The sequence below is a fragment of the Paraburkholderia sediminicola genome, assembly GCF_046027825.1.
Taxonomy (GTDB): domain Bacteria; phylum Pseudomonadota; class Gammaproteobacteria; order Burkholderiales; family Burkholderiaceae; genus Paraburkholderia; species Paraburkholderia sediminicola_D.
Genome location: NZ_JAQQDU010000030.1, coordinates 70,491 through 91,303, shown reverse-complemented (window position 1 = coordinate 91,303; position 20,813 = coordinate 70,491). Strand labels below are relative to the sequence as shown.

Annotated in this window: 15 protein-coding genes; 12 read left to right on the top strand and 3 right to left on the bottom strand. The window is 63.2% G+C overall.

Annotated features, from left to right (window positions below):
• From PQQ96_RS18235 to PQQ96_RS18185, 11 genes are all read left to right on the top strand, one after another.
• On the top strand, positions 1 to 271 hold a 271-nt coding region (locus tag PQQ96_RS18235; protein WP_408294529.1), incomplete at its 5' end, for a hypothetical protein.
• 99 nt (positions 272 to 370) lie between these two features.
• Positions 371 to 2,653 carry an amylo-alpha-1,6-glucosidase gene (locus PQQ96_RS18230; protein ID WP_408294526.1) on the top strand — a complete coding sequence of 761 codons (2,283 nt, stop codon included), beginning with the start codon at positions 371 to 373 and terminating at the stop codon, positions 2,651 to 2,653.
• 97 nt (positions 2,654 to 2,750) lie between these two features.
• Entirely contained in the window at positions 2,751 to 3,605 is an 855-nt protein-coding gene (locus PQQ96_RS18225; RefSeq protein WP_408294523.1) for a MurR/RpiR family transcriptional regulator, read from the top strand.
• A gap of 135 nt (positions 3,606 to 3,740) precedes the next feature.
• Complete coding sequence (locus PQQ96_RS18220; RefSeq protein ID WP_408294538.1) at positions 3,741 to 4,796, top strand: C45 family autoproteolytic acyltransferase/hydrolase; 1,056 nt, start codon at positions 3,741 to 3,743, stop codon at positions 4,794 to 4,796.
• Between the two features lie 34 nt (positions 4,797 to 4,830).
• Positions 4,831 to 6,159: an aspartate aminotransferase family protein gene (locus PQQ96_RS18215; protein ID WP_408294516.1), complete on the top strand. Its 1,329-nt coding sequence runs from the start codon at positions 4,831 to 4,833 to the stop codon at positions 6,157 to 6,159.
• Between the two features lie 28 nt (positions 6,160 to 6,187).
• On the top strand, positions 6,188 to 6,742 hold the full coding sequence (locus tag PQQ96_RS18210; protein WP_408294513.1) for a carboxymuconolactone decarboxylase family protein: 555 nt from the start codon (positions 6,188 to 6,190) through the stop codon (positions 6,740 to 6,742).
• A 402-nt stretch (positions 6,743 to 7,144) separates the two neighbouring features.
• Entirely contained in the window at positions 7,145 to 7,570 is a 426-nt protein-coding gene (locus tag PQQ96_RS18205) for an OsmC family protein (RefSeq protein ID WP_097396500.1), read from the top strand.
• A gap of 168 nt (positions 7,571 to 7,738) precedes the next feature.
• Positions 7,739 to 8,581: an isocitrate lyase/PEP mutase family protein gene (locus tag PQQ96_RS18200; RefSeq protein WP_408294510.1), complete on the top strand. Its 843-nt coding sequence runs from the start codon at positions 7,739 to 7,741 to the stop codon at positions 8,579 to 8,581.
• A gap of 214 nt (positions 8,582 to 8,795) precedes the next feature.
• Positions 8,796 to 9,434 carry a TetR/AcrR family transcriptional regulator gene (locus PQQ96_RS18195; protein ID WP_408294508.1) on the top strand — a complete coding sequence of 213 codons (639 nt, stop codon included), beginning with the start codon at positions 8,796 to 8,798 and terminating at the stop codon, positions 9,432 to 9,434.
• Between the two features lie 30 nt (positions 9,435 to 9,464).
• Positions 9,465 to 11,042, top strand: a complete 1,578-nt coding sequence (locus PQQ96_RS18190) for an MFS transporter (RefSeq protein ID WP_408294505.1) — start codon at positions 9,465 to 9,467, stop codon at positions 11,040 to 11,042.
• A 485-nt stretch (positions 11,043 to 11,527) separates the two neighbouring features.
• Positions 11,528 to 11,800: a YodC family protein gene (locus PQQ96_RS18185; protein WP_408294502.1), complete on the top strand. Its 273-nt coding sequence runs from the start codon at positions 11,528 to 11,530 to the stop codon at positions 11,798 to 11,800.
• Positions 11,801 to 11,813: 13 nt separating this feature from the next.
• On the opposite strand, the gene PQQ96_RS18180 is transcribed toward PQQ96_RS18185, so the two are convergent.
• On the bottom strand, positions 11,814 to 12,125 hold the full coding sequence (locus PQQ96_RS18180; protein WP_408294499.1) for a superinfection immunity protein: 312 nt from the start codon (positions 12,123 to 12,125) through the stop codon (positions 11,814 to 11,816).
• Between the two features lie 222 nt (positions 12,126 to 12,347).
• Between PQQ96_RS18180 and PQQ96_RS18175 the strand changes: the two genes are divergently transcribed.
• Positions 12,348 to 13,811 carry a M20 family metallopeptidase gene (locus PQQ96_RS18175; RefSeq protein WP_408294496.1) on the top strand — a complete coding sequence of 488 codons (1,464 nt, stop codon included), beginning with the start codon at positions 12,348 to 12,350 and terminating at the stop codon, positions 13,809 to 13,811.
• Positions 13,812 to 13,870: 59 nt separating this feature from the next.
• On the opposite strand, the gene pdeR is transcribed toward PQQ96_RS18175, so the two are convergent.
• Both pdeR and PQQ96_RS18165 read right to left on the bottom strand, forming a co-directional pair.
• Positions 13,871 to 15,874, bottom strand: a complete 2,004-nt coding sequence (gene pdeR / locus PQQ96_RS18170) for a cyclic di-GMP phosphodiesterase (RefSeq protein ID WP_408294493.1) — start codon at positions 15,872 to 15,874, stop codon at positions 13,871 to 13,873.
• Positions 15,875 to 16,083: 209 nt separating this feature from the next.
• Positions 16,084 to 20,664 carry a DEAD/DEAH box helicase gene (locus PQQ96_RS18165; RefSeq protein WP_408294490.1) on the bottom strand — a complete coding sequence of 1,527 codons (4,581 nt, stop codon included), beginning with the start codon at positions 20,662 to 20,664 and terminating at the stop codon, positions 16,084 to 16,086.
• Positions 20,665 to 20,813: the final 149 nt, after the last annotated feature.

Genomic DNA, 20,813 nt, shown 5'->3' with positions numbered 1-20,813 from the left:
GACAGACAAACAGGCGCCGCGCAGGCAAACAGATCAAGGAAAGGCCAACGCCGTAGGCAAACAGACGAACAGGCGCCGAGCAAGCAAACAGATCAAGGAACGGCCAACGCCGCAAGGGCACAGCCAAGCGCCGCGCAGGCAAAAAACCAAGCAAAGCCCAATGCCGCAGGCGTACAGACAAACAAGCGCCGAGCAGGCAAAAAACCAACCCAACCTGCATGTCCCATGCCAAAAACAAAAACCGAAACTCCCATGTGATAAGTTCGTCTGACGCAAACAGACCCTCTACAATCGAAAGCGACCGGCCAGCACCCAGCGCCAACCGAACCTGAAAGTCAACGCGAAAGCGAACACACTAGGAGTGACCCTGATGCAGCAGCCAGAAGCCCTCGGCGGCCTGTCCCACTCGGGCGGAATCGACCACCGCGAACCCGAGCCGGACGGCGCATTCATCCCGACGGAAAACCTCAACGTCGCAAGCGCTACCCAGCACGTACTGAAGTCTGGCGACACCTTCATCGTCAACGACCCCCTCGGCGATATCACCGGCCACGACGACGGCCTGTTCGTCAACGATACCCGCGTCCTCTCGAGCCTGCGCCTCACCTTCGGCGGCCGCGCGCCCTCGTTGCTGTCAGGCAGCGTCAGCAGCGACAACACCTCGTTCACCGCGCATCTGACCAACCGCCCCCTGCCGCCGCTCGGTGGCGACAGCACGCCGGAAGGCGTGATCCACGTCGAACGTGTGCGCGTGCTCTCGGGCACCGTGCTCAACGAAGCCATCGAACTCACCAACTACGGCACGAGCGATGCGGTCGTGCCGCTGTCCATCTCCTTTGCAAGCGACTTCCGCGACATGTTCGAAGTGCGCGGCCTCAAGCGAGACAAACAGGGTCTTGTCGAGCCGGCGCGCGTCGAGAATCGCGAGGTGCTGCTCGGCTATATCGGTCTCGATGACGTGGCGCGCAATGTGCAGATCGCCTTCTCGCCAGAACCGGACCAGCTCTTCGCCGATCGCGCTGACTACACCGTCAAGCTGCCGGCGCAAGCGTGCGTGTCGATCTATCTGTCTGTCTCGGTACAGGTGGTTGCGCAAGCCGACAAGCCGGCCGCGGGTGTCGCACAACCCACGCACGCGGTGAGCGAAGCCCATCTGTCGCAAATCGATGCGGAGCGGCCGCGCGTCGGTCGCGCTGCGGTGCGCGCCGCACTGGTCGACGCCCACCTGGTGATGCGTGAACGGCGCCGCGTCACCGCGCGCGTGCGTTCGAGCAATCCGCTCTTTAACGCGTGGATCGACCGTTCGCTGGCCGACCTGGGGTTGCTGACGACCGATCTCGCCACGGGGCCGTATCCCTACGCCGGCATCCCGTGGTTTTCAACGCCGTTCGGTCGCGATGCGATCATCACGTCGTTGCAGACACTGTGGCTGCAACCGAATCTGGCCGCGGGCGTGCTGCGCTTTCTCGCCGAACATCAGGCGCGCGACAATTCGCCGTTTCGTGACGCCGCGCCCGGCAAGATCATGCACGAGATGCGCAAAGGTGAAATGGCCGCCACCGGCGAAGTGCCGTTCGCGCTGTACTACGGCGGCGTCGACAGCACGCCGCTCTTCATCGTGCTGGCAGGCGCCTATGCGGCGCGCACGGGGGACCTCGCCCTGATCGACGAGTTGTGGCCGGCGTTGGAGCGTGCGGCGCAGTGGGTCGCGGGTGTCTGCGACAAGAACCGTTATGGTCTGCTGGACTATCAGCGCGAGTCCGATGGCGGCCTCGCCAATCAAGGCTGGAAGGACAGCCATGATTCGGTCTTCCACGCCGATGGCCGCTTCCCCGACGGTCCTATCGCACTCGTCGAAGTGCAGGCGTATGCAAGCGCGGCATTCGACACGATGGCGCACTTCGCGAAGCTGCGCGGCCTGCACGATCCGGCAAAGCAATACAGCGAGCGCGCGAAGAAAATCCGTCAGTGCGTCGAAGAAAAATACTGGATGGAAGAGTCCGGCTTCTACGGCATCGCGCTCGACGGTCACGGCGAACTGTGCCGCGTGATGGCATCGAACGCGGGCCATTTGCTGGCCTTCGGTCTGCCCTCGCGCGAGCGTGGCGAAGCGGTGGTGCGCGCGCTCGACTCCACGCTGTTCCATACCGGCTGGGGCGTGCGGACGCTGGCTGCGAGCCAGGCGCGCTTCAACCCGATGGCGTATCACAACGGCTCGGTCTGGCCGCACGACAACGCGCTCTGCGCACGCGGCCTGTCGCAATACGGCGGCAAGGCGGCGGCTGTTCGGCTGTTGCAGGCGCTGTTCCAGGCCGCGGTCAATTTCGACATGCGCCTGCCTGAACTGTTCTGCGGTTTCCCGCGGCGGCGCGGCGAACCGCCCACCGCCTATCCGGTCGCCTGTCTGCCACAAGCCTGGGCGGCGGGCTCGCCGTTCATGATGCTGGAAGCGTGTCTGGGCATTACGATCGATGCGACCCGGCGTGAGGTGGTCATTGAACAGCCCATGCTGCCCGAAGGCATCGACTGGCTCGAAGTCGGCGACCTGAAGGTGGGGGATTCGTCGGTGTCGATCACGTTCCGGCGAATCGGTGACAAGGTGGTCGCGTCGGCGGCCGAGCAGGGCGACGTGCGGGTGGTCGCGCTTCTCTAGACACCGGCCACCAACACGCTGGAAGTTCTGTTGGATGCGATGCACCGGGTGGTAACATTTGTTGTCATCCTTATCGACCGCTCGCCCGGTACACCGCATGCCAGACAGTTTCGACCAGCTCGCCGCCCTGATCCGGGCGCGCTTCTCCGAACTGAGTCCGCAGTTCCAGATGGGAGCAGGGTTCCTGCTCGACCATCCCGATGAAGTGGCGGTCTCGTCGATGCGCAAAGTGGCCGAGCGGGCGCAGGTGCAACCTGCCTCGCTGGTGCGGTTGTCGCAGCAACTGGGTTTCCCCGGCTGGAACGAATTGCGCAACCTGTTCGTTGCGCGCGTGCGCACGCGACCCGAGCCGCTCACCAGCCGCGCCCGTTCACTCGTCAAATCGAAAGATGCACTGGCGAACGACCTGCTGGTCGCGCAACAACACAATCTTGAAGTCACCGCCGCGCATAACGGTCGCGTGATCGTGGAAGCGGCGCGTCTGTTGCGTCGCGCGCCACATGTCCATGTCGCGGGTTTTCGCTCCTGTTATGCCGTGGCATTCGGCCTTGTCTACGGTTACCGGCTGTTCCGTTCGTCGGTGTCGCTGCTCAATGGCGAAGCGGGCACGCTGGAGATGCAACTGCGCACGGTCGAGCGTGATAGCGCGACCATCGTCATCAGTTTCGCGCCGTATTCAGTCGAAGCGGCGCGCGTGGCCGAAGCCGCGCTGGAAAAGGGCAGCAAGCTGATCGCGATCACGGACAGCGCGGTCTCGCCGATCGCGTTGAACGCCGACAAGGTGCTGATCTTTTCGCACGAGAGCCCGTCGTTCTTTCCTTCGCTGGTGGCGGCCACGGCGATTTCTGAATCGCTGGTCGCGCATCTGCTCGCGCTGGAAGGCGCGGGAGCGGTCGAGCAACTTGCTATCGCCGAGCAATCTCTGCATGAAAAGGGCGCGTACGTGCCTTGATGTTTATCCTCTGAGGCAGGCCGCAGCGCGTCACGGAGCACAGTTGCTCCGTTTGATTCATCGATGCGCTGTTTGACAACAAATGTTGTTTGGAAGTATAAATGCGTACCGATTGTTGAGTAGGTGCGAACCGTGGTGTCCAGGCAGGATTTAAGTCTCTTTCAGGTGGGCGGTGAGCCGTATGACATCGGCTACCGGCTGGGTGAACTCGCCAGACCGGTGTTCGCCGACTATATGGAGCAGAGCAGCGCGTGGCGGGCGGTTCGGCGCTGGCGCGGCGATCCGTTTGTCCAGCAGTTGTGCGAAGCGGCCCAGGCGCATTTTCCTGCGCTGCTGGTCGAGCTCGACGGCATGGCGGCAGGACTGGGTTGGTCGGCAGAGGACGTCTTTTTGTGGAACTGCCGCGGCGAGTTGATTCACAACGCGCCGGACGGTTGCACCACCCTGGCCGCCGTCGGAAGCAATGCGCGTTTCATTGCACACAATGAAGACGGCGATCCCTTTCTGCGCGAGCGCTGCGCGCTGGTCGAGATTCAACCTGCCGGCAAGCCTGGTTTCGTCAGTTTCTATTACCCTGGATCATTGCCGGGCCACACCTTCGCGGCCAACCGCGCGGGTCTCGTGCAGGCCATCAACAATCTGCGCATTCGCGTCCCGGCAGCCGGCGTGCCACGCATGATTCTCGCGCGTGCGGTGCTGGATGCAGGCTCGCTCGACGAGGCGCTGCACATCCTGCGCGACATACCGGCTGCGAGCGGCTTTCATCACACGCTCGGTTGTGCGGGACAAGAGGGTCTCCTGAGCGTCGAAGCAAGTGCACAGCGATGTTCGGTGCAAACGGTGTCCACTATCGCCGGGCATGCAAACCATCTGATTCATCCCGGCTGCGAAGCCGAGGCGCAAATCGTCACCGATTCTTCGCGTGACCGGCAGGCGCGCGTCGACCATTTGCTGACCACGCTCGCCAGTCCAGTCACTCCAGCGACACTGCTCGACGTGTTGCAGGATCGCGCGCCTTCTGGCCTGCCGATCTATCGCGACGACCCGCTCGATCCCGACGAGGAAAACACGCTCGCCACGGCACTCTTCGACATCGGCAGCGACGGCGTCTCGATGGCAGTCTACCGACGCGGGCAATGCACGTTCGAGACCGTCATCCCATGCGTGCCGCCCGCGCAGACCGGCGCCTGATCGGCTGTCGTCAATAGAAAGGAAAGTGAAAACCATGTCCACCGTATTCCATCGCTCGCCGAAGCAGTCACTGCCGGTGGCTGTCGCCGGTGACGGCATCGAAATCATCGATTCCACGGGCAAGCGTTATATCGACGCCTCGGGCGGTGCAGCCGTCTCGTGCCTCGGCCATAGCAATCAGCGCGTGATCGATGCGATCAAGCGTCAGGCGCAGCAATTGCCATATGCGCACACGTCGTTTTTCACGACCCAGGTCGCCGAGGAACTCGCCGACCGTCTGGTGGCGAGCGCGCCGCAAGGGCTCGAACACGTGTACTTCGTGTCGGGCGGCTCGGAAGCGATCGAGGCGGCGCTGAAGCTGGCGCGGCAGTATTTCGTCGAGAAGGGCGAGTTGCAACGCCGTCATTTCATCGCGCGTCGCCAGAGCTACCACGGCAACACGCTGGGCGCGCTGGCGATTGGCGGCAATGCGTGGCGGCGCGAGCCATTTCTGCCGATCCTGATCGAAGCACATCACGTGAGCCCGTGTTACGCGTATCGCGAGCAGCGCGCCGACGAAACTGAAGAGCAGTTCGCGCAACGTCTCGCTGACGAACTCGAACAGAAGATTCTTGAACTCGGCGCCGACACGGTGGCCGCATTCGTTGCGGAAACGGTGGTGGGCGCAACGGCCGGCGCCGTGCCGCCGGTGCGTGAGTATTTCCGCAAGATTCGCGCGGTGTGCGATCGCTATGGCGTGTTGTTGATCCTCGACGAAATCATGTCGGGTATGGGTCGCACGGGCTACCTCTATGCGTGCGAGGAAGACGGCATCGCACCGGACATCCTGACCATCGCCAAGGGGCTCGGTGCCGGCTATCAGCCGATCGGCGCGACGCTGGTCAGCGACCGGATTTACCAGGCGATCGTCGGCGGGTCGGGGTTCTTTCAGCACGGGCATACCTATATCGGCCACGCCACCGCTTGCGCCGCGGCGCTCGAAGTGCAGCGCGTGATTGCCGACGATCATCTGCTGCAGAACGTGCAGGCGCGCGGCGAGCAGTTGCGTGGCCGGCTGCGCGAGCACCATGCGCAGCATCCGCATATCGGCGACGTCCGTGGGCGAGGTCTCTTTGTCGGCGTCGAACTGGTGCAGGATCGCGTCACCAAGACGCCGTTCGACGCGAAGCTGAAACTGCACGCGGCGATCCGGCGCGAAGCGTTCGCGCGCGGTTTGATGGTGTACCCGATGGGTGGCACGGTCGACGGCAAGATCGGCGATCATGTGTTGCTGGCGCCGCCGTTCATCTGTACCGCGCGCGACATCGACGAGATCGTCAACCGGTTGACGGATGCGATCGAGGGCGCACTGGCCGCCATCTGACACCCTTTCCATTCCTGCGAGATTTACGATGACCGAGCGTTTGCCTCACTTCGAACTGTCCGATGCCACGCCCGAACAGAAGACCGTGCTCGACGAGATCCTGTCCGGCCCGCGCGGCAATCTGAACGGCCCGTTTCTGGGCTGGATTCATAGTCCGGAGCTCGCGCAGCAGGCACAGCGGCTCGGCGCGTTCTGCCGCTATCGCACCGGCTTGCCGCTGCGCCTGTCGGAGCTCGCGATTCTGGTGACCGCGGCGCGCTGGCAGGCGCAGGCCGAGTGGTATATCCACTATCCGATCGCCCTGGAGGCCGGTGTGGGCGAAGCGGATGCTGAGGCGATCCGTCAGGGGCATCGCCCGTCCTTTGCGGACGCCGATGATGCATTGATCTATGACTTCGCGAGCGAACTGTATGACACCAAGCGGGTGTCGGATACCACCTATAGAAAGGCGGTCGGGCGCTTCGGCCATCAGGTGGTGATTAACCTGGTCGGCCTGCTTGGCTACTACGCGCTGGTGGCAATGACGCTCAACGTGTTCGACATGCGGGCGGTGGGGCAGGAGAGCCTGCCGTTCGCGGAGTAGCAGCCGGGTTTTGCTCCGGACCGGCACCTTTTATAACGATTCTGCCAACCCTCCCACTGAAGCGTGCCGCCGCGATCGTCGTCGCAGCGGCGCCGCGCCTTCTCCTGCCGCGCCACCTGCCATTCGCCAGCTACGGCAATTGTGCCGCTCACGACACGGTTTGCGCCGCGCAAACCAGCCAACCGCAGGCCGGCGTCGTCACGACACTGGCACACGGAAGCGCCTATCATGAAGTTCGGTCCACGCCCGCACCTCTCGCGCCGCGCGGCACGTCCCGTAGGAAGTCCCCTCGGGGCACTCGCGACCGATGCCGATACTACGAATACCCGGGCTGGACCGTTGTGGGCGGCATCACGTAGGGTTGAGGAGCGGCGCGAAGCAGGGCACAAACAGGAGAGAGCGATGAAGCGCAAGGCATCAGCAGTCTGGCAAGGCGGCCTGCAAGACGGCAAGGGCTCGATTTCCACCGACAGCGGCGTCCTCAAGGACACCCAATACTCTTTTGCCACGCGTTTCGCGGACGGCATTGGCACGAATCCGGAAGAGCTGATTGCGGCTGCGCACGCGGGTTGTTTCTCGATGGCGCTATCGGCCGAACTGAGCAAGGCCGGCATCACGCCTGAACGTATCGGCACCACGGCAACCGTCACGCTCGACAAGGACGGTGGCGGCTTTTCGATCACCGCGGTGCATCTCGATGTGGCCGTGAAAATCCCCGGCGGCGACAAGGCCGCATTCGAGAAGGCCACCGCGGACGCCAAGGCGGGCTGTCCGGTTTCCAAGGTGTTGAACGCCACCATCACGATGGACGCGAAACTCGAAACCTGAGTGCGTGGTTCGCCCGCTGCAGCAACATGCGGGGCCGGCTGGCAAGGGTAGACAGGCCGCCGGCTACCGCTTTCCGTTTTTTCCCTCAGTTGCCCTTTAACGTACATGACGACGATCCGGTAGCGCGTGGGCGCGAAACGCCGGTCGCCGTCTTCAACGGGACCGTCGATGACAACGCAAACCGAAAAAGCACGGCAATTCCAGTCATATCACGCAACGGGCGAGGCCTTCATCATCCCGAATCCGTGGGACATCGGCACTGCGCGGCTGCTCGCGCTGGCCGGCTTCAAGGCGCTCGCCACGAGTAGCGCGGGCTACGCGTTTTCGCGTGGCCTGCCGGATAACGCCATTGGCCGCGCGCAGATGATGGTGCATCTCGCCGAAATCGCTGGCGCCACCGATTTGCCGGTCAGCGCCGATCTGGAAAATGGGTTCGGCGACGCCCCGGAAGACTGCGCCGAAACGATCATGCAGGCCGCGGCTGCGGGCGTGGTCGGCGGTTCGATCGAGGATGCGACCGGTCGCGCGGACGAACCGATTTACCCGCTCGAGGCCGCCGTGGAGCGCGTGCGCGCGGCGGTCGAGGCGGCGCGCACGCTGCCGTTTCCCTTTACGCTGACGGCGCGCGCCGAGAACTACCTGGTGGGCCGGCCCGATCTCGACGATACGATCCGGCGTCTTCAGGGATATCAGGAAGCCGGTGCGGACGTGCTTTACGCGCCTGGCCTGAAGACGCGCGAAGAGATCGCCGCCGTGGTCGGCGCGCTCGACCGGCCGGTCAATGTGCTGATGGGGTTGCAGGGCGTCCTGCTCAGTTTCGACGATCTGCGCTCGCTGGGCGTGCGGCGTGTCAGCGTGGGCGGTTCGCTGGCACGTGCGGCGCTGGGCGCGTTTCTCCGCGCGGCGCATGAAATGCGCGATCACGGCACCTTCAACTACACGAAAGAGGCCGCCAGCGGCAACGAGATGAACCAGTTCTTCACGGCCGCCGCGCAGAAGTGGGGTAAATAGTCGACCCTTTCAATCCAGATCCCAAGCATGCACGAGGCGCTTCCTTCAATCGGGCGAGTTTTCGAAGGCGCAGGTCGGCGTGTGGGCCGTGGTCCGGCCGGTGAAGGCGCTGCCGGTCGAACCGCTGATACGAGGGGGGGCGCCTGAATTCGCCGGGCAGTCACTTTCCAATCTCGCCTTGCTTTATTGAACGGTTAGTCATAATATCCGTCACATGAAGCAATCTGGCAATTCGAAGCAATCCACGAAAAAAGCGAGCGAGGCCTGCTGCCGCGGCCGGCCGCGCGAGTTCGATACGGATACCGTATTGGCGAGTGCGAGCCAGGTTTTCTGGAATCACGGCTACCACGCCACCTCGATCGACGACCTCTGCAAGGCCACCGGCCTGTTGCGCGGCAGTCTGTACGGCGTATTCGGCGACAAGCACGGCATCATGCTCGCCGCGCTCGATCACTACGCCGAAGGTTCGGTCGCGCGACTGGCCGACCGGCTGAACGCGCCGGTGCCGGCGGAAGAGGCGCTGCGCAACGCTTTGCTGCATTACGCCCGGGTCGCGTGCGCGTTGACTGGCGAGCGCAGTTGCTTCATCACCAACACCACGCTGGAGATGCAACCTGACGACGAGGAACTGCGCACCCGCGTCGCGGCAATTCAACGCCGCATGGCGACTTTGCTGGCAGCGTCGGTGATTCGTGGCCAGGCGAGCGGCGCCTTCAATTCCACGCTAGACGAAAAAGCCGTTGGCGATTTCCTGCTGTGCGTGATGCAAGGACTGCGCGTAATGGGACGAGTCGCTCACGAGGAAGATGCGCTGATCGGTATCGTGGACGTCGCCATGCGTGCGCTCGTCTAATTTTTTTACCTAATTCTTGAACGAGCAGTCATGAATAGCGAAGCTATGAAGCCCGCTCCGGCGGCGTTCGTTGAGCCCGCGGCGGGGCTGGCAGCCGGTGGAGTTGGAACCGCCGTCTGCCCAGGTGTGGGTGCCGTGGCCGCCAGTGCAGTTGCCGCCAATGCAGTCGCCACCGTCAAGAAGGCTGCGTCCGGTTTCGAGCGCCAAGGGCTCGCACTTGCTGTGCTGTTCGTCGGCGCCTTCCTCGCACCGCTCGACTATTTCATCGTCAACCTGGCGCTGCCGTCGATTCACACCGGCCTGAACGCCACCGACGCGCAATTGCAACTCGTGGTGTCCGCGTATGCATCCGCTTATGCCGTGCTGCTGATCACGGGCGGGCGCCTCGGCGACCTGTTCGGCCGGCGTCGCATGTTCATGACGGGGATGGCGGCGTTCGTGGTCGCCTCCGCGCTGTGCGGCTTCGCCACCAGCGGGCACATGCTGGTGATCTCGCGGATCGTGCAGGGCATCGCGGCCGCGATCATGGCGCCGCAAGTGCTCGCGACCATCCGCGCGGTCGTGCCATTGCATCGGCAGACCAAGGTTATGAGCCTCTACGGTTTCGTATTCGGGCTGTCGTCGATCGTCGGGCAGTTGGGCGGCGGCGCGCTGATTACCTATCACCCGTTCGGGCTCGACTGGCGCATCATTTTTCTTATCAACATTCCGATCGGCATCGTGGCCTTCATCGGCACCTGGAAGTTCGTGCCGGAAAATCAGCCGGCCACGCGCACCGGTATCGACCTGAAGGGCGTCGCGCTGCTCTCAGTGGTGCTGCTGCTGGTCATCTATCCGATGACGCATGGCCGTGAAGCCGGTTGGCCCGCGTGGACCTTCGCAATGTTCGCGCTTGCCGTCCCCGCGTTCGCGCTATTTGTGGCAACCGAGCGGCGCGTTGAGCGCGGCGGCGGCCATCCGTTGGTGGATCTGCAATTGTTCCGGAACCCGGCCTTTGCCTTGGGTCTCGTGCTGGCGTTCCTGTTCTACTGCAACAGCGCGTTTTTCCTGACCTATGGCATTTTCCTGCAAACCGGTTTGCACTGGACGCCGCTCGCCTCGGGCATGGCCATCATGCCGTTCGCGATTGGCTTCGTGGTCGGGCCGCTGACGTCGCCCGCGGTGGTCAAGCGCATCGGCGGCCATGTGCTGGCGCTCGGTTTCTCTATGATGACAGTTGGTTTCACGGTCACCGGTTGGTCCGCGACGCATGCCGCGACGCCGGACCTGCTGTTCTATTGCGGACTGGTGTGCGCGGGCGTCGGTCACGGCCTGCTGCTGCCGTCGATCATGCGCATCGTGCTGCAGGAAGCCATTCCGGAGAAGGCCGGGCTCGCCTCGGGTGTGGTGTCGTCGACCTTGCAGATCGGCTCGGCGTTCGGCACGGCGGCCATCAGCGGTGCGTTTTTCGGCGTGATCGGCGGGCGCGAGACGCCGACGGCCTATGCGCACGCGTTCCAGTACAGCCTCGCGATCAACGCGTGTCTGATGTTCGTGTGTATCGGTTTGAGCGTGCTGCTGGTGCGGCATCAACAACTGGCATTGCGCCGGGCTGCACAGCCGGTTTGAAAATAGCGAGTGGATAATCGTTTTCAACGGCGGCCGCTGAAAACGATTATGCGCGTCAAACAATACTGGTTTGGGTGTGGGTGCGTTTACCGATGAGTTTTCCGTTCACAGGTAATTCCGCTTGCGGGGTGATCGGAATAAACCCGAATGGGGTTTCTCGGAGGCTGTTTAGATATGACAAATCCAGACCGCATTTTCTACTTGCGGATCGGGTTTGCTAGCGTAAGTTTTTCTATCGTGCGGTGCCACACGGAAGGCGGGCTGGCGTTGCTGTACAGGGTTTTCCCGGTTTTTACGTCACCCGCCGGGCTGATAAACCTATTCCCGTGCCAATGAAAACGGTATCAATAAAAAGCACTTGCCGTGGTTAATTTCGATTGTTAATCTTGGCCAACTTTTTAGAGGTTTCCTTCGGCATGGTTCAATGTTGCAAAGCACAGTGCGATGACTTAATTCCGCTCAACGGGTTCCGTAGGGGATTGAATATGCTGACCGCTACCATTGACGCATTCGAAACACCGCCCGCCGCCCGCTTCAATGTCGGCGACGTCGTCACGTTGAAGGAAGGCGGTCCGCGCATGACCGTGACCTACGCGGGGCCGGTGGCGCTCAATCCTGGCGACTGGCTGATTTGCGAGTGGTTCGACGAAAATGGCGAACTGCGCCGCGAGATGTTCGCGCACGAGAGCGTGCGGGCTGAGCCGCGCTCGATTCCTGCTGGTTCCGTGGTGTGGGGCAGGATGGGCCGGGCGGCCTGACACGTTCTTCCCGTTATTTCTCTCTGCGCTCACGCGCCGTAGCGCGCTTTTGCACGCGCACGAGAAGGGCCGACGAAAACGCCCGCATCCCTAAGATCTTCCGCGATTCCACGATTTCACCCGCCACGTTCTTCGGCGGGTTCGGCTGCAACGACCAGTAGAGCGCGAGCAGCCAGCCGAAGCCGGTCCAGCCGAGGCACGCATTGAAGAGCGCCAGCGTCAGCACGTCATAACGCTTGCGCCGGTCCGCGAGAATGCTCGGCAGAAAATACAACGCAAGCGCGAGCACCGCGGCGATGGTCTGAACCACGACATTGCTACCCATAGTCTGGCTCCCCTGTACGCGACGTATCCTCCAATTGTCGCGCGATTGCTTTCTTTGCGCAGCGATGACGCGAACCCTCGCTTTCACACCCGATGTGCGTCCCCTGGCAGGTGACCCTCAGCGGCGTTCTGCGGGTGAGATGCACGGCGAGGGGTTCAGCGCATCGCGCATCAGGACTATCATTGTCGTTTCGACTGAACAGAACCGCCACGGACCGCCACCATGATCTCCGACGATACGACCCAGCAAACCAAGCGCATCAACCACGACACGCTACGCGAATTTGTGGACCGCAAATGGAACGACGAGATCGTCCCTGCGCTCACGGACTACATCGCGGTGCCGGCCAAGAGTCCGGCGTTCGATCCCGAGTGGGCCAAGCATGGCTATCTTGAGCGCGTGATTACCGACGCGGCGCAATGGGCCGAACAGCAACCCGTGCGCGGCCTGAAACTTGAAATAGTTCGTCTGCCGGGCCGCACGCCGGTGATTTTCTTCGAAACGGCCGCGACCCGATCGGGCAGCGAAGAAACCATCGTGCTGTACGGCCACCTCGACAAGCAGCCTGAATTCGACGGCTGGCGCAACGGCCTCGGCCCCTGGACGCCGAAGCTCGAAAACGACAAGCTGTACGGCCGCGGCGGCGCCGACGACGGCTACGCGATCTACGCGAGTCTCACGGCACTGGCCGCGCTGGACGCGCAAGGCATCGAGCGTCCGCGCTGTGTCGGCCTGATCGAAACCTGCGAGGAATCGGGCAGCTACGATCTGCTGCCGTACGTCGACGCATTGCGCGAGCGGCTCGGCAAAGTCGGTCTCGTCGTGTGTCTTGACTCGGGGGCGGGCAACTACGATCAACTGTGGCTCACTACGTCGTTGCGCGGGCTGGTTGCCGGCGACCTGGAAGTCCAGGTGCTCGACGAAGGCATTCACTCGGGCGGTTACGGCGGCATTGCACCGTCGAGCTTCCGCATCATGCGCCAACTGTTCGACCGTCTCGAAGACTCCGCCAACGGCACGCTGTTGCCGAAGGGTTTTCACGTCTCGATCCCGGCCGACCGTCTGCGCGAAGCGGAAGCGACCGCCCAGATTCTCGGCGACGATGTCTGGAAAAAGCTGCCGTGGGCTTGCGGGCAGGATGGCCGTCAGGTTCTGCCCACCACGACCGATCCGCAAGAAGCCTTGCTGAACTCGACGTGGCGTCCGTCGCTATCGGTGACCGGCGCGGCAGGGTTGCCCGCGTTGGCCGACGCCGGCAACGTGTTACGTCCGCGTACGGCGTTCAAGCTGTCGCTGCGCCTGCCGCCGCTGATCGAAGCGGAGAAGGCCGTCGCCGAGCTGAAGGCGCTGCTCGAGTTCGATCCGCCGTACAACGCCAAGGTCACCTTCAAGCCGGACGCGGGCGCGGCGAGCGGCTGGAGCGCGCCCGATCTCGCCCCGTGGCTTGCGACTGCGCTGAACGACGCGTCGCGCGCGCACTATGGCGCGGACGTTGCCTACATGGGGCAGGGCGGCACGATACCGTTGATGAACGTACTGAAGTCGGGTTTCCCGAAGTCGCAGTTCATGGTGTGTGGCGTGCTCGGGCCGAAGTCGAACGCACACGGACCGAACGAGTTCCTGCACGTGCCGTATGGCAAGAAGCTGACGGCCGCTGTTGCCGAAGTGATCGCGGCCGCGCCGTAAGCGTTTCGCCTTGATTCGGGGCGCCCTCCAGGGATTTCCTTCGGGGGGCGCGCACAGGCTTAGGCAATCAGCCTGAGATTCTGTCTATCCTGCAACCAGCGTTCGAATTCCGCGGCCGGCATGGCCCGACCATACAGGAAGCCCTGCACGTAATCGACGCCCAGTCCTTTCATGAACAGCTCTTCCGATTCGGTTTCGATGCCTTCGGCGACCACCTCGAAATTCAGCTCCTGCGCGATGACCACCATTGAGCGCACCAGCGCTTGCGCCTTGGTGTCGTTATTGATAGCGCGGACGAAACTGCGGTCGAGCTTGATCACGTCCAGCGGAATGCGGCCTAGCTGCGAGAGCGACGAGTAGCCGGTGCCGAAGTCGTCCAGGTGGACCTGTGCGCCAAGCTGACGGAACTGCTTGATCAGATCGATCGCAGCCGCTTCGTTCTCAATCAGGCAGCTCTCAGTGAGTTCCAGGTCGATCAGACACGGATCGAGATCCGCGCGCTGCAACGCGTCGCTGAAATGCTGCACCACGGCGGTATCGGCCAGTTGCCGTGCCGACACGTTGATCGCGATGCGCAGGTTGTAGCCGTCCGCCTTCCATTTGGCGGCCTGCCTGGCGGCTGTTTCCATGACCCAGCGGCCGAGCACGCCGATCAGCCCGGATTCTTCCGCGTAGCGGATGAACTCGACCGGCATGATCTGCCCGCGCTCCGACGAGTTCCAGCGTACCAGCGCCTCCACGCCCTGCACCGCGCCGGTGGCGAGTACAAGCTTGGGTTGATAGTGCAGCGTCAGTTGGCCTTCGTCGAGTCCGCGCCGCAGGTTGGTGTCGAGCCACATGTACTCGGCGACGTTGCGGTTCATCTGGGCCGAGAACACGCGATAGGTGCGTTTGCCTTCATCCTTGGCAACGTACATCGCCGTGTCCGCGGAACGGATCAGCGATTCGAGGCTGTCACCGTGTTCCGGATACCGTGCGATGCCGATCGAGCAACTGGTGTAGACCTCGACGAGCCCCAGGCTGAACGGGGTGCGCAGACGTTCGAGAATGCGCTGCGCAGTGGCTTCGAGATCGTGGGCGGTGCCTTTGGCGGCGAGTACGATGAATTCGTCGCCGCCGAGGCGTGCGAGCACATCGTCATCGTTCAGACAGGTGCGGATGGCCGCCGACACATCGCGGATCAACTGGTCGCCGAAGACGTGGCCGTAGTGCTCGTTGATCTTCTTGAAGTTGTCGAGATCCAGGAACAGTACGCCGACGGATTCGCCCGGGCCGGCCTGTTCGATCGCGGCACCGATCTTGTGGTGGATTGCATTGCGATTGGCGAGACCCGTGAGCGAATCCGTGTTTGCCAGTTCGGCGAGCCGTGCCTGCGCGAGCCGCTCTTCGGTAATGTCGGTGCCCGAGCAGATCATGAATTGTTCATCGACACCGCTACCGCTGCGCACGAACTTGTTGCGAAACAGGAAGAGCCGCTCGCCGTGGAGGGTTTTCACGCGCCGCTCGACTTCATATGAGACGCCGCGATTGAAGACGCCTGCAATGTTGTGGCTGCAGAGCTCGCCGGCGTCCGCGGACATGAAGAGCTCCCACACATTGCGGCCAATAATGTCTACTTCCTTGACGCCGGTGAGTCCCTCGGCGAAACGGTTGAAGCGCTGTATACGGCCGTGCCTGTTGATAATGACCACAACGGCATTGACTTCAGAGACGACCTGTTCGGCGAAAGCGAGGCAGTTGACCAGATCGCGGGCGACGGATTCCGTGTCGTCATAGGCCGAAGCGGTACCTGCCCACGTATTGCTGGCGAGCTTTTTACCGACGAGGTGCAGGCGCAGCGGTTCGCCGAACAGTCGCACGTCGAGGATGAGGTGCGAGGTGATGCCGGTGAGGCCACGGATTTGTGAAGCCTGTTGGGGATTCAGCGGAACGGCGATATTGGCTGGCACGTCGGCCCCAGCAGGCGTGAGTTCCAGTGTGTTATTGCCGTTCGACAGACGCCAGCAAGGGCTGCTTGTGCCGAATTGGGCAAAAAGCACCTGATCGTGTTGGTCGTCGTTCATGAGATCCCTGGGCGGTGTGTGCCGATGAGCGCACCGTGAAGGCGGGGTGGTCGAAATCAGTGTTCATCATACTTAAAGACTGGCCCCATTGTAGCGAAGCGGCTGGCGTTAAGGTTTATAAACAATTAACGGCTGGGATCGCCTTCGGCTTTAGGCTGTGGTTCGAGGTGCACGCTGGCGCGAAGCCTCGAAAACGCATCAAAATTACCTCAAAACCGCCGGGCCAACATGCTCCGGGCGCGCTCCCGCTCCACGGAAATCGTTTCCACCGAGGGGGCAAACCAGAACGTGCCTGCCACAAGCGTCGCGACAACGACCCCATCCCGATACAAAACCCGATTTCCCGCAACAGCAGGCACCCGTTCGCCGACCAGCAACGTACCCGCGAGATTCAAAGGATCCGTTCCGGCGACGCACACAAAAGCACCGTCGTTCGCATGCCGGCGAACTTCCCGCAATAGGGGAATCGCTTCCGGTAAAGCAAACTGTTCGCCCGCGAGGCCGTTCACAAACCGCCCGCCGCGAATGACGCCGCGCGCTTCGAGTCGCTGCAACACGCGCAACAGATCCCGCCACGGCGGCAACCATTCGGCCTCGCGTTCGAGCAAGCGCCAGAACACCACGCCATAGCGGCGCAGCAAGGTCATCGCGATATGTTCGAGTACTTCGGGGGCAAACTGCTGCCGGTGCGCCGGCGAAGTTTCCGCTGCAGTAACAACGGGCCGCCGGCTGACTAACGCCCAGCGTCCCGCGTCGTCCATTCCTCCGATCAATGCGCTCGACCTGACACGCCGGCTACTCGAATACGCACTGCGTTTCGCGACGGGTTTTAATAATGCCCGCAAGCCGGCGAAACTGTCGGAATTCACGAGGCCAGCGGCAACCAGTTCGCCCAGCGCGTTCTCCAGTTCCATTCGCAGGCCACTTACCTCGGACAGCAATTCGTCGAAGAACATCGCGCCATGTTGCGATAAGGTCTCGTAGACGTTTTGCGCGCGAGCGGATAGCTCCGGTTGCTTCGACGGGTCGATCAGCGCGCGCCATACGCGTACCTGAGCGCGCGGCAAAAGCACGATGGGCGTGCTGCGCACCGGTCCCGCCGCACTGCGTGCCCGCTCGGTCAGGCGGGTCCAGACGATCTTGCCGGCACGGCATAGTTCATCCAACGAACTGTTCGCATACGCCTTCACGCGTGCGGGCAGAATGTCTTCCTCCCATGCGCCCGCCGCGGCCTGAAAACCCTCCATCTGGTCGAGCACGGCGGCCAGTGCGTCGCGTCCTTCGCTGCGCGTGTCAGGCGTCAAGTGCTGCCACTCGAATAGAAAACGCATGAAGTCGTGCCGTTCCACCGGCTCTATCTCGCGTCGCAAGCGTTTCACCGTGTAACGGTGGATCCGCGCAAGCAAATGACGCTCGCACCATTCTTCTTCGGTTGCGCCCGGTGAGAAGCGGCCGCGCATCACGTAGCCTTCCGCTTCGAGACGCGTCAGTGTGGGTTCGACGGATGCCGCAGGCAACCTCAGCGCCTCTGTAATCGCGCGCGCCGGGAGCGGGCCGAAGCCGGTCAGCCGGGCGCGCAGCACGTCGAGCAGCGCGTCGTCCGTGCTCCACGTGTCGGTGTAGCCCTTCGGGGCAGAAAGTAGCGGTTCAAACGGGACGGCAGGGTAGAGCGCCTGGAAACAGGTCAGGCGCTCGGCGGGCAGCCACAGCGCGTCCTCGTCGGCGATCTGCAAGCGGGTCGCGCGGCCGGATTCAGCCAGCGACGCTAGCCATGCCGGCCAGCCTTCATGGCTGCGCGCTTCGGCCTCGGTCACGCAGGCGAGGCCGGTCAGCGCTTCGTGCATCTCGTCGACGCTGCGTGCTTGCGGCCATGCTTCGTCGCGCACGCTGTCGATCGCGTCGGCATCGAGCGCGCCGAGGTCGTCGGCGCTGGACGGATCGGTCCAGCGGCGGTTCAGCACGGCTTGCGTGCGGCGCTCTTCGATTGGCGCGTCGTCGAGAAAGGCGTAGGGCTTGGCGTTGAGGATTTCGGTAGCAAGCGGCGAGGGGGCCGCCAAATCGCGGGCGATCAGTTGCACGTCACCCCCTTCGATACGACGCAGCAAGGCAAGCCAGCTTTCGCTGTCCATCGCTTCGTGCAGACAGTCGTCGACGGTTTGGTCCACTAACGGATGATGCGGCAGTTCGCGTTCACCGACGATGTTCTCCAGACACGCGGCCTGCTCGGGAAACACACTGGCCAGCAGATCTTCGCTACGCATGCGCTGCAATTGCGGCGGCGTCTTGCGCCCGCCGGTATAACGCGGCAAGCCGAGCGAGGTGGTCACGTTCCAGCGCCAGCGCACACCGAAGAGCGGCGCGTCGAGCAGAGCCTGGATCAGCAGATGCTCGGCGGTGTTCGAATGCAGATAACGCCACACGTCGTCGAGGACGAACGAATGGCTGCCGGTCAGCGAGAGGACGATAGCGTCTTCGGTGGCGGCGGCTTGCAGTTCGAAGTTGAAGTTCCGGCAAAAGCGCTTGCGCAGCGCGAGGCCCCACGCGCGGTTCACGCGGCTGCCGAACGGTGCATGGATCACGAGTTGCGTGCCGCCGGATTCGTCGAAGAAACGCTCCATGACCAGCGTGTTCTGCGTCGGCAGCACGCTGAGGGCGGTGCGTGCTCGCGCGAGATAGTCGACGATTTGCCGCGCGGCGGCTTCGTCGAGACGGAGAGCGTCGATGAGCCAGTCAATTGCGCGTTGGAGGCGTGCGGTCAAGAGCTGACTTTCAGACTGCGTCGCTTCGGCGATAGTCTGTGCTGTCGTGCCGTGAACGGCTCTCGAATCTGAGTCCGTGCGTGACGTCACGGAGTCGCCCTCAGCCTCGTCTCCATCGAGCATGCGCCCAATCTGCTCACGCAGGCGCGCGACGCCGAACGACAGTTCATCGCTGCGACCCGGCGCCTCGCCGAGCCAGAATGGGATATTCGGCGGCTGCCCCTGGGCGTCTTCGACCCGCACCCGGCCGCTCTCGATCCGCAGAATCCGGTACGACGCATTGCCGAGTTGAAACACATCGCCCGCCAGACTCTCAACGGCGAAATCCTCGTTGACGGTGCCGATATTGATCGCCTGCGGTTCAAGCACCACGGCATAGTCGGCGTTCTCGGGAATCGTGCCGCCTGATGTCACGGCGACCAGTTTGCCGCCGCGCCGGCCGCGCAAGGTGCCGCTCACCGCGTCGCGATGAATATAGGCGCCGCGCGGGCCATGGCGGCTCGTATAGCCCTCGGCCAGCATGCGCAGCACGGCGTCGTATTGTTCGCGTGCCAGGTCGGCATAGGGTGCCGCGCGCCGCATCATCTCGAACAGGGCGTCTTCGCTCCATTCGGCGCTCGATACCTCGGCGACGATCTGTTGCGCGAGCACATCGAGCGGTGCGCGCGGAATTCGCAACGCATCGAGTTCACCGCGCCGCACGCAATCGAGCAGCGCCGCGCATTCGATCAGATCGTCGCGCGAAGCCGGAAAGAGCCGGCCCTTCGGCATGCCGCCGACATGGTGGCCCGAGCGCCCCACCCGTTGCAGGAATGGCGCGATCGCGCGTGGCGAACCCATCTGGCAGACCAGATCGACGTCACCGATATCGATGCCCAGTTCCAGCGAGGCGGTGGCGATCAGCACACGCAACTCGCCGCGTTTCAGGCGCTGTTCGGCGTCGAAACGATGTTCCTTGGCGAGGCTGCCGTGATGCGCGGCGACGACGTCCTTGCCGAGGCGCTCGGTCAGATGGCGGGCAGCGCGCTCGGCCATGCGGCGCGTGTTGACGAAAATCAGCGTAGTGCGATGCATCGCGACCAGTTCGGCGAGGCGGTCGTAGACGTGCTCCCACACCTCGTTGGCCATCACTGCTTCGAGTGGTACGGGCGGAATCTCCAGCGCGAGATCGCGCTCGCGGATGTGACCGACGTCGACGATTGCGCAGTCCGCTGGAATGCCGCTTTCGATGCTTGCGCCGCCCACCAGAAAGCGCGCGACGGCGCTGACCGGCTTTTGCGTCGCCGACAGGCCGATCCGCGGCAAGCGCCGCTGACACAATGCATCGAGCCGTTCGAGACTGAGCGCCAGATGACTGCCGCGCTTGCTGCCGGCGAGCGCGTGAATTTCATCGACGATCACCGTGCGCACCGTCGACAGCATGCGGCGGCCGGAATCCGAACCGAGCAGGACGTACAGCGATTCCGGCGTAGTCACGAGAATATGCGGCGCGCGTTTTTTCAGCGCGTTGCGCTCCTGCTGCGTGGTGTCGCCGGTGCGCACGGCGGTGCGAATGTCGAGCGGCGGCAGGCCGAGCGCCTCGAGTTCCGCCGCAATGCCTTGCAACGGCATTTGCAGATTGAGGCGGATGTCGTTGGAGAGGGCCTTTAGCGGCGAGACATAGACCACGAGGGTTTCGTCGGGCAAGACGCCGCCGTTGGCGAGGCCTTGCTGGACAAGCTCGTCGAGCGCGGACAGGAACGCGGTGAGGGTCTTGCCGGATCCGGTGGGCGCGGCGACCAGGGTCGAACGCCCACTGCGAATTTGCGGCCAGGCGGCAGCCTGGGCGTCGGTGGGGGCAGGGAAGGCCTTGCGGAACCAGTTGGTGACCGCTGGATGGAGATCATCCAGCGCGCTGACCGTTAAGGGATCCGAAGCGGGATCCAAAGCATGGTCCAAAGCGGCATCCGACGTCGTCCGCAATGCCGGATCGAAGCCTGAATAATCAGAAGGCGCCCCCAGTGCGGTGGCGGATGTCGAGGCCGAAGTCATGCTGGCATAGATGGGGACGCGGCGTGCCATATCCAGAGGGCGGCGAGCGCCGGCCTGTTAGGAAGATCAGTGACCAGTCTGGCAGGTTTTTACCTGCTTCGCCGAAGCCTGGGTGGCAGAGATCGCGCCGAACGTGGCGGCAATAGCTG

Excerpts from the sequence above, each read along its gene's own strand:
- pdeR (WP_408294493.1), bottom strand. The coding sequence starts at position 15,874 with ATGAACGACGACCAACACGATCAGGTGCTTTTTGCCCAATTCGGCACA.
- PQQ96_RS18180 (WP_408294499.1), bottom strand. The coding sequence starts at position 12,125 with ATGGGTAGCAATGTCGTGGTTCAGACCATCGCCGCGGTGCTCGCGCTT.
- PQQ96_RS18230 (WP_408294526.1), top strand. The coding sequence starts at position 371 with ATGCAGCAGCCAGAAGCCCTCGGCGGCCTGTCCCACTCGGGCGGAATC.
- PQQ96_RS18210 (WP_408294513.1), top strand. The coding sequence starts at position 6,188 with ATGACCGAGCGTTTGCCTCACTTCGAACTGTCCGATGCCACGCCCGAA.
- PQQ96_RS18165 (WP_408294490.1), bottom strand. The coding sequence starts at position 20,664 with ATGACTTCGGCCTCGACATCCGCCACCGCACTGGGGGCGCCTTCTGAT.
- PQQ96_RS18200 (WP_408294510.1), top strand. The coding sequence starts at position 7,739 with ATGACAACGCAAACCGAAAAAGCACGGCAATTCCAGTCATATCACGCA.
- PQQ96_RS18185 (WP_408294502.1), top strand. The coding sequence starts at position 11,528 with ATGCTGACCGCTACCATTGACGCATTCGAAACACCGCCCGCCGCCCGC.
- PQQ96_RS18205 (WP_097396500.1), top strand. The coding sequence starts at position 7,145 with ATGAAGCGCAAGGCATCAGCAGTCTGGCAAGGCGGCCTGCAAGACGGC.
- PQQ96_RS18225 (WP_408294523.1), top strand. The coding sequence starts at position 2,751 with ATGCCAGACAGTTTCGACCAGCTCGCCGCCCTGATCCGGGCGCGCTTC.
- PQQ96_RS18215 (WP_408294516.1), top strand. The coding sequence starts at position 4,831 with ATGTCCACCGTATTCCATCGCTCGCCGAAGCAGTCACTGCCGGTGGCT.
- PQQ96_RS18190 (WP_408294505.1), top strand. The coding sequence starts at position 9,465 with ATGAATAGCGAAGCTATGAAGCCCGCTCCGGCGGCGTTCGTTGAGCCC.
- PQQ96_RS18195 (WP_408294508.1), top strand. The coding sequence starts at position 8,796 with ATGAAGCAATCTGGCAATTCGAAGCAATCCACGAAAAAAGCGAGCGAG.
- PQQ96_RS18175 (WP_408294496.1), top strand. The coding sequence starts at position 12,348 with ATGATCTCCGACGATACGACCCAGCAAACCAAGCGCATCAACCACGAC.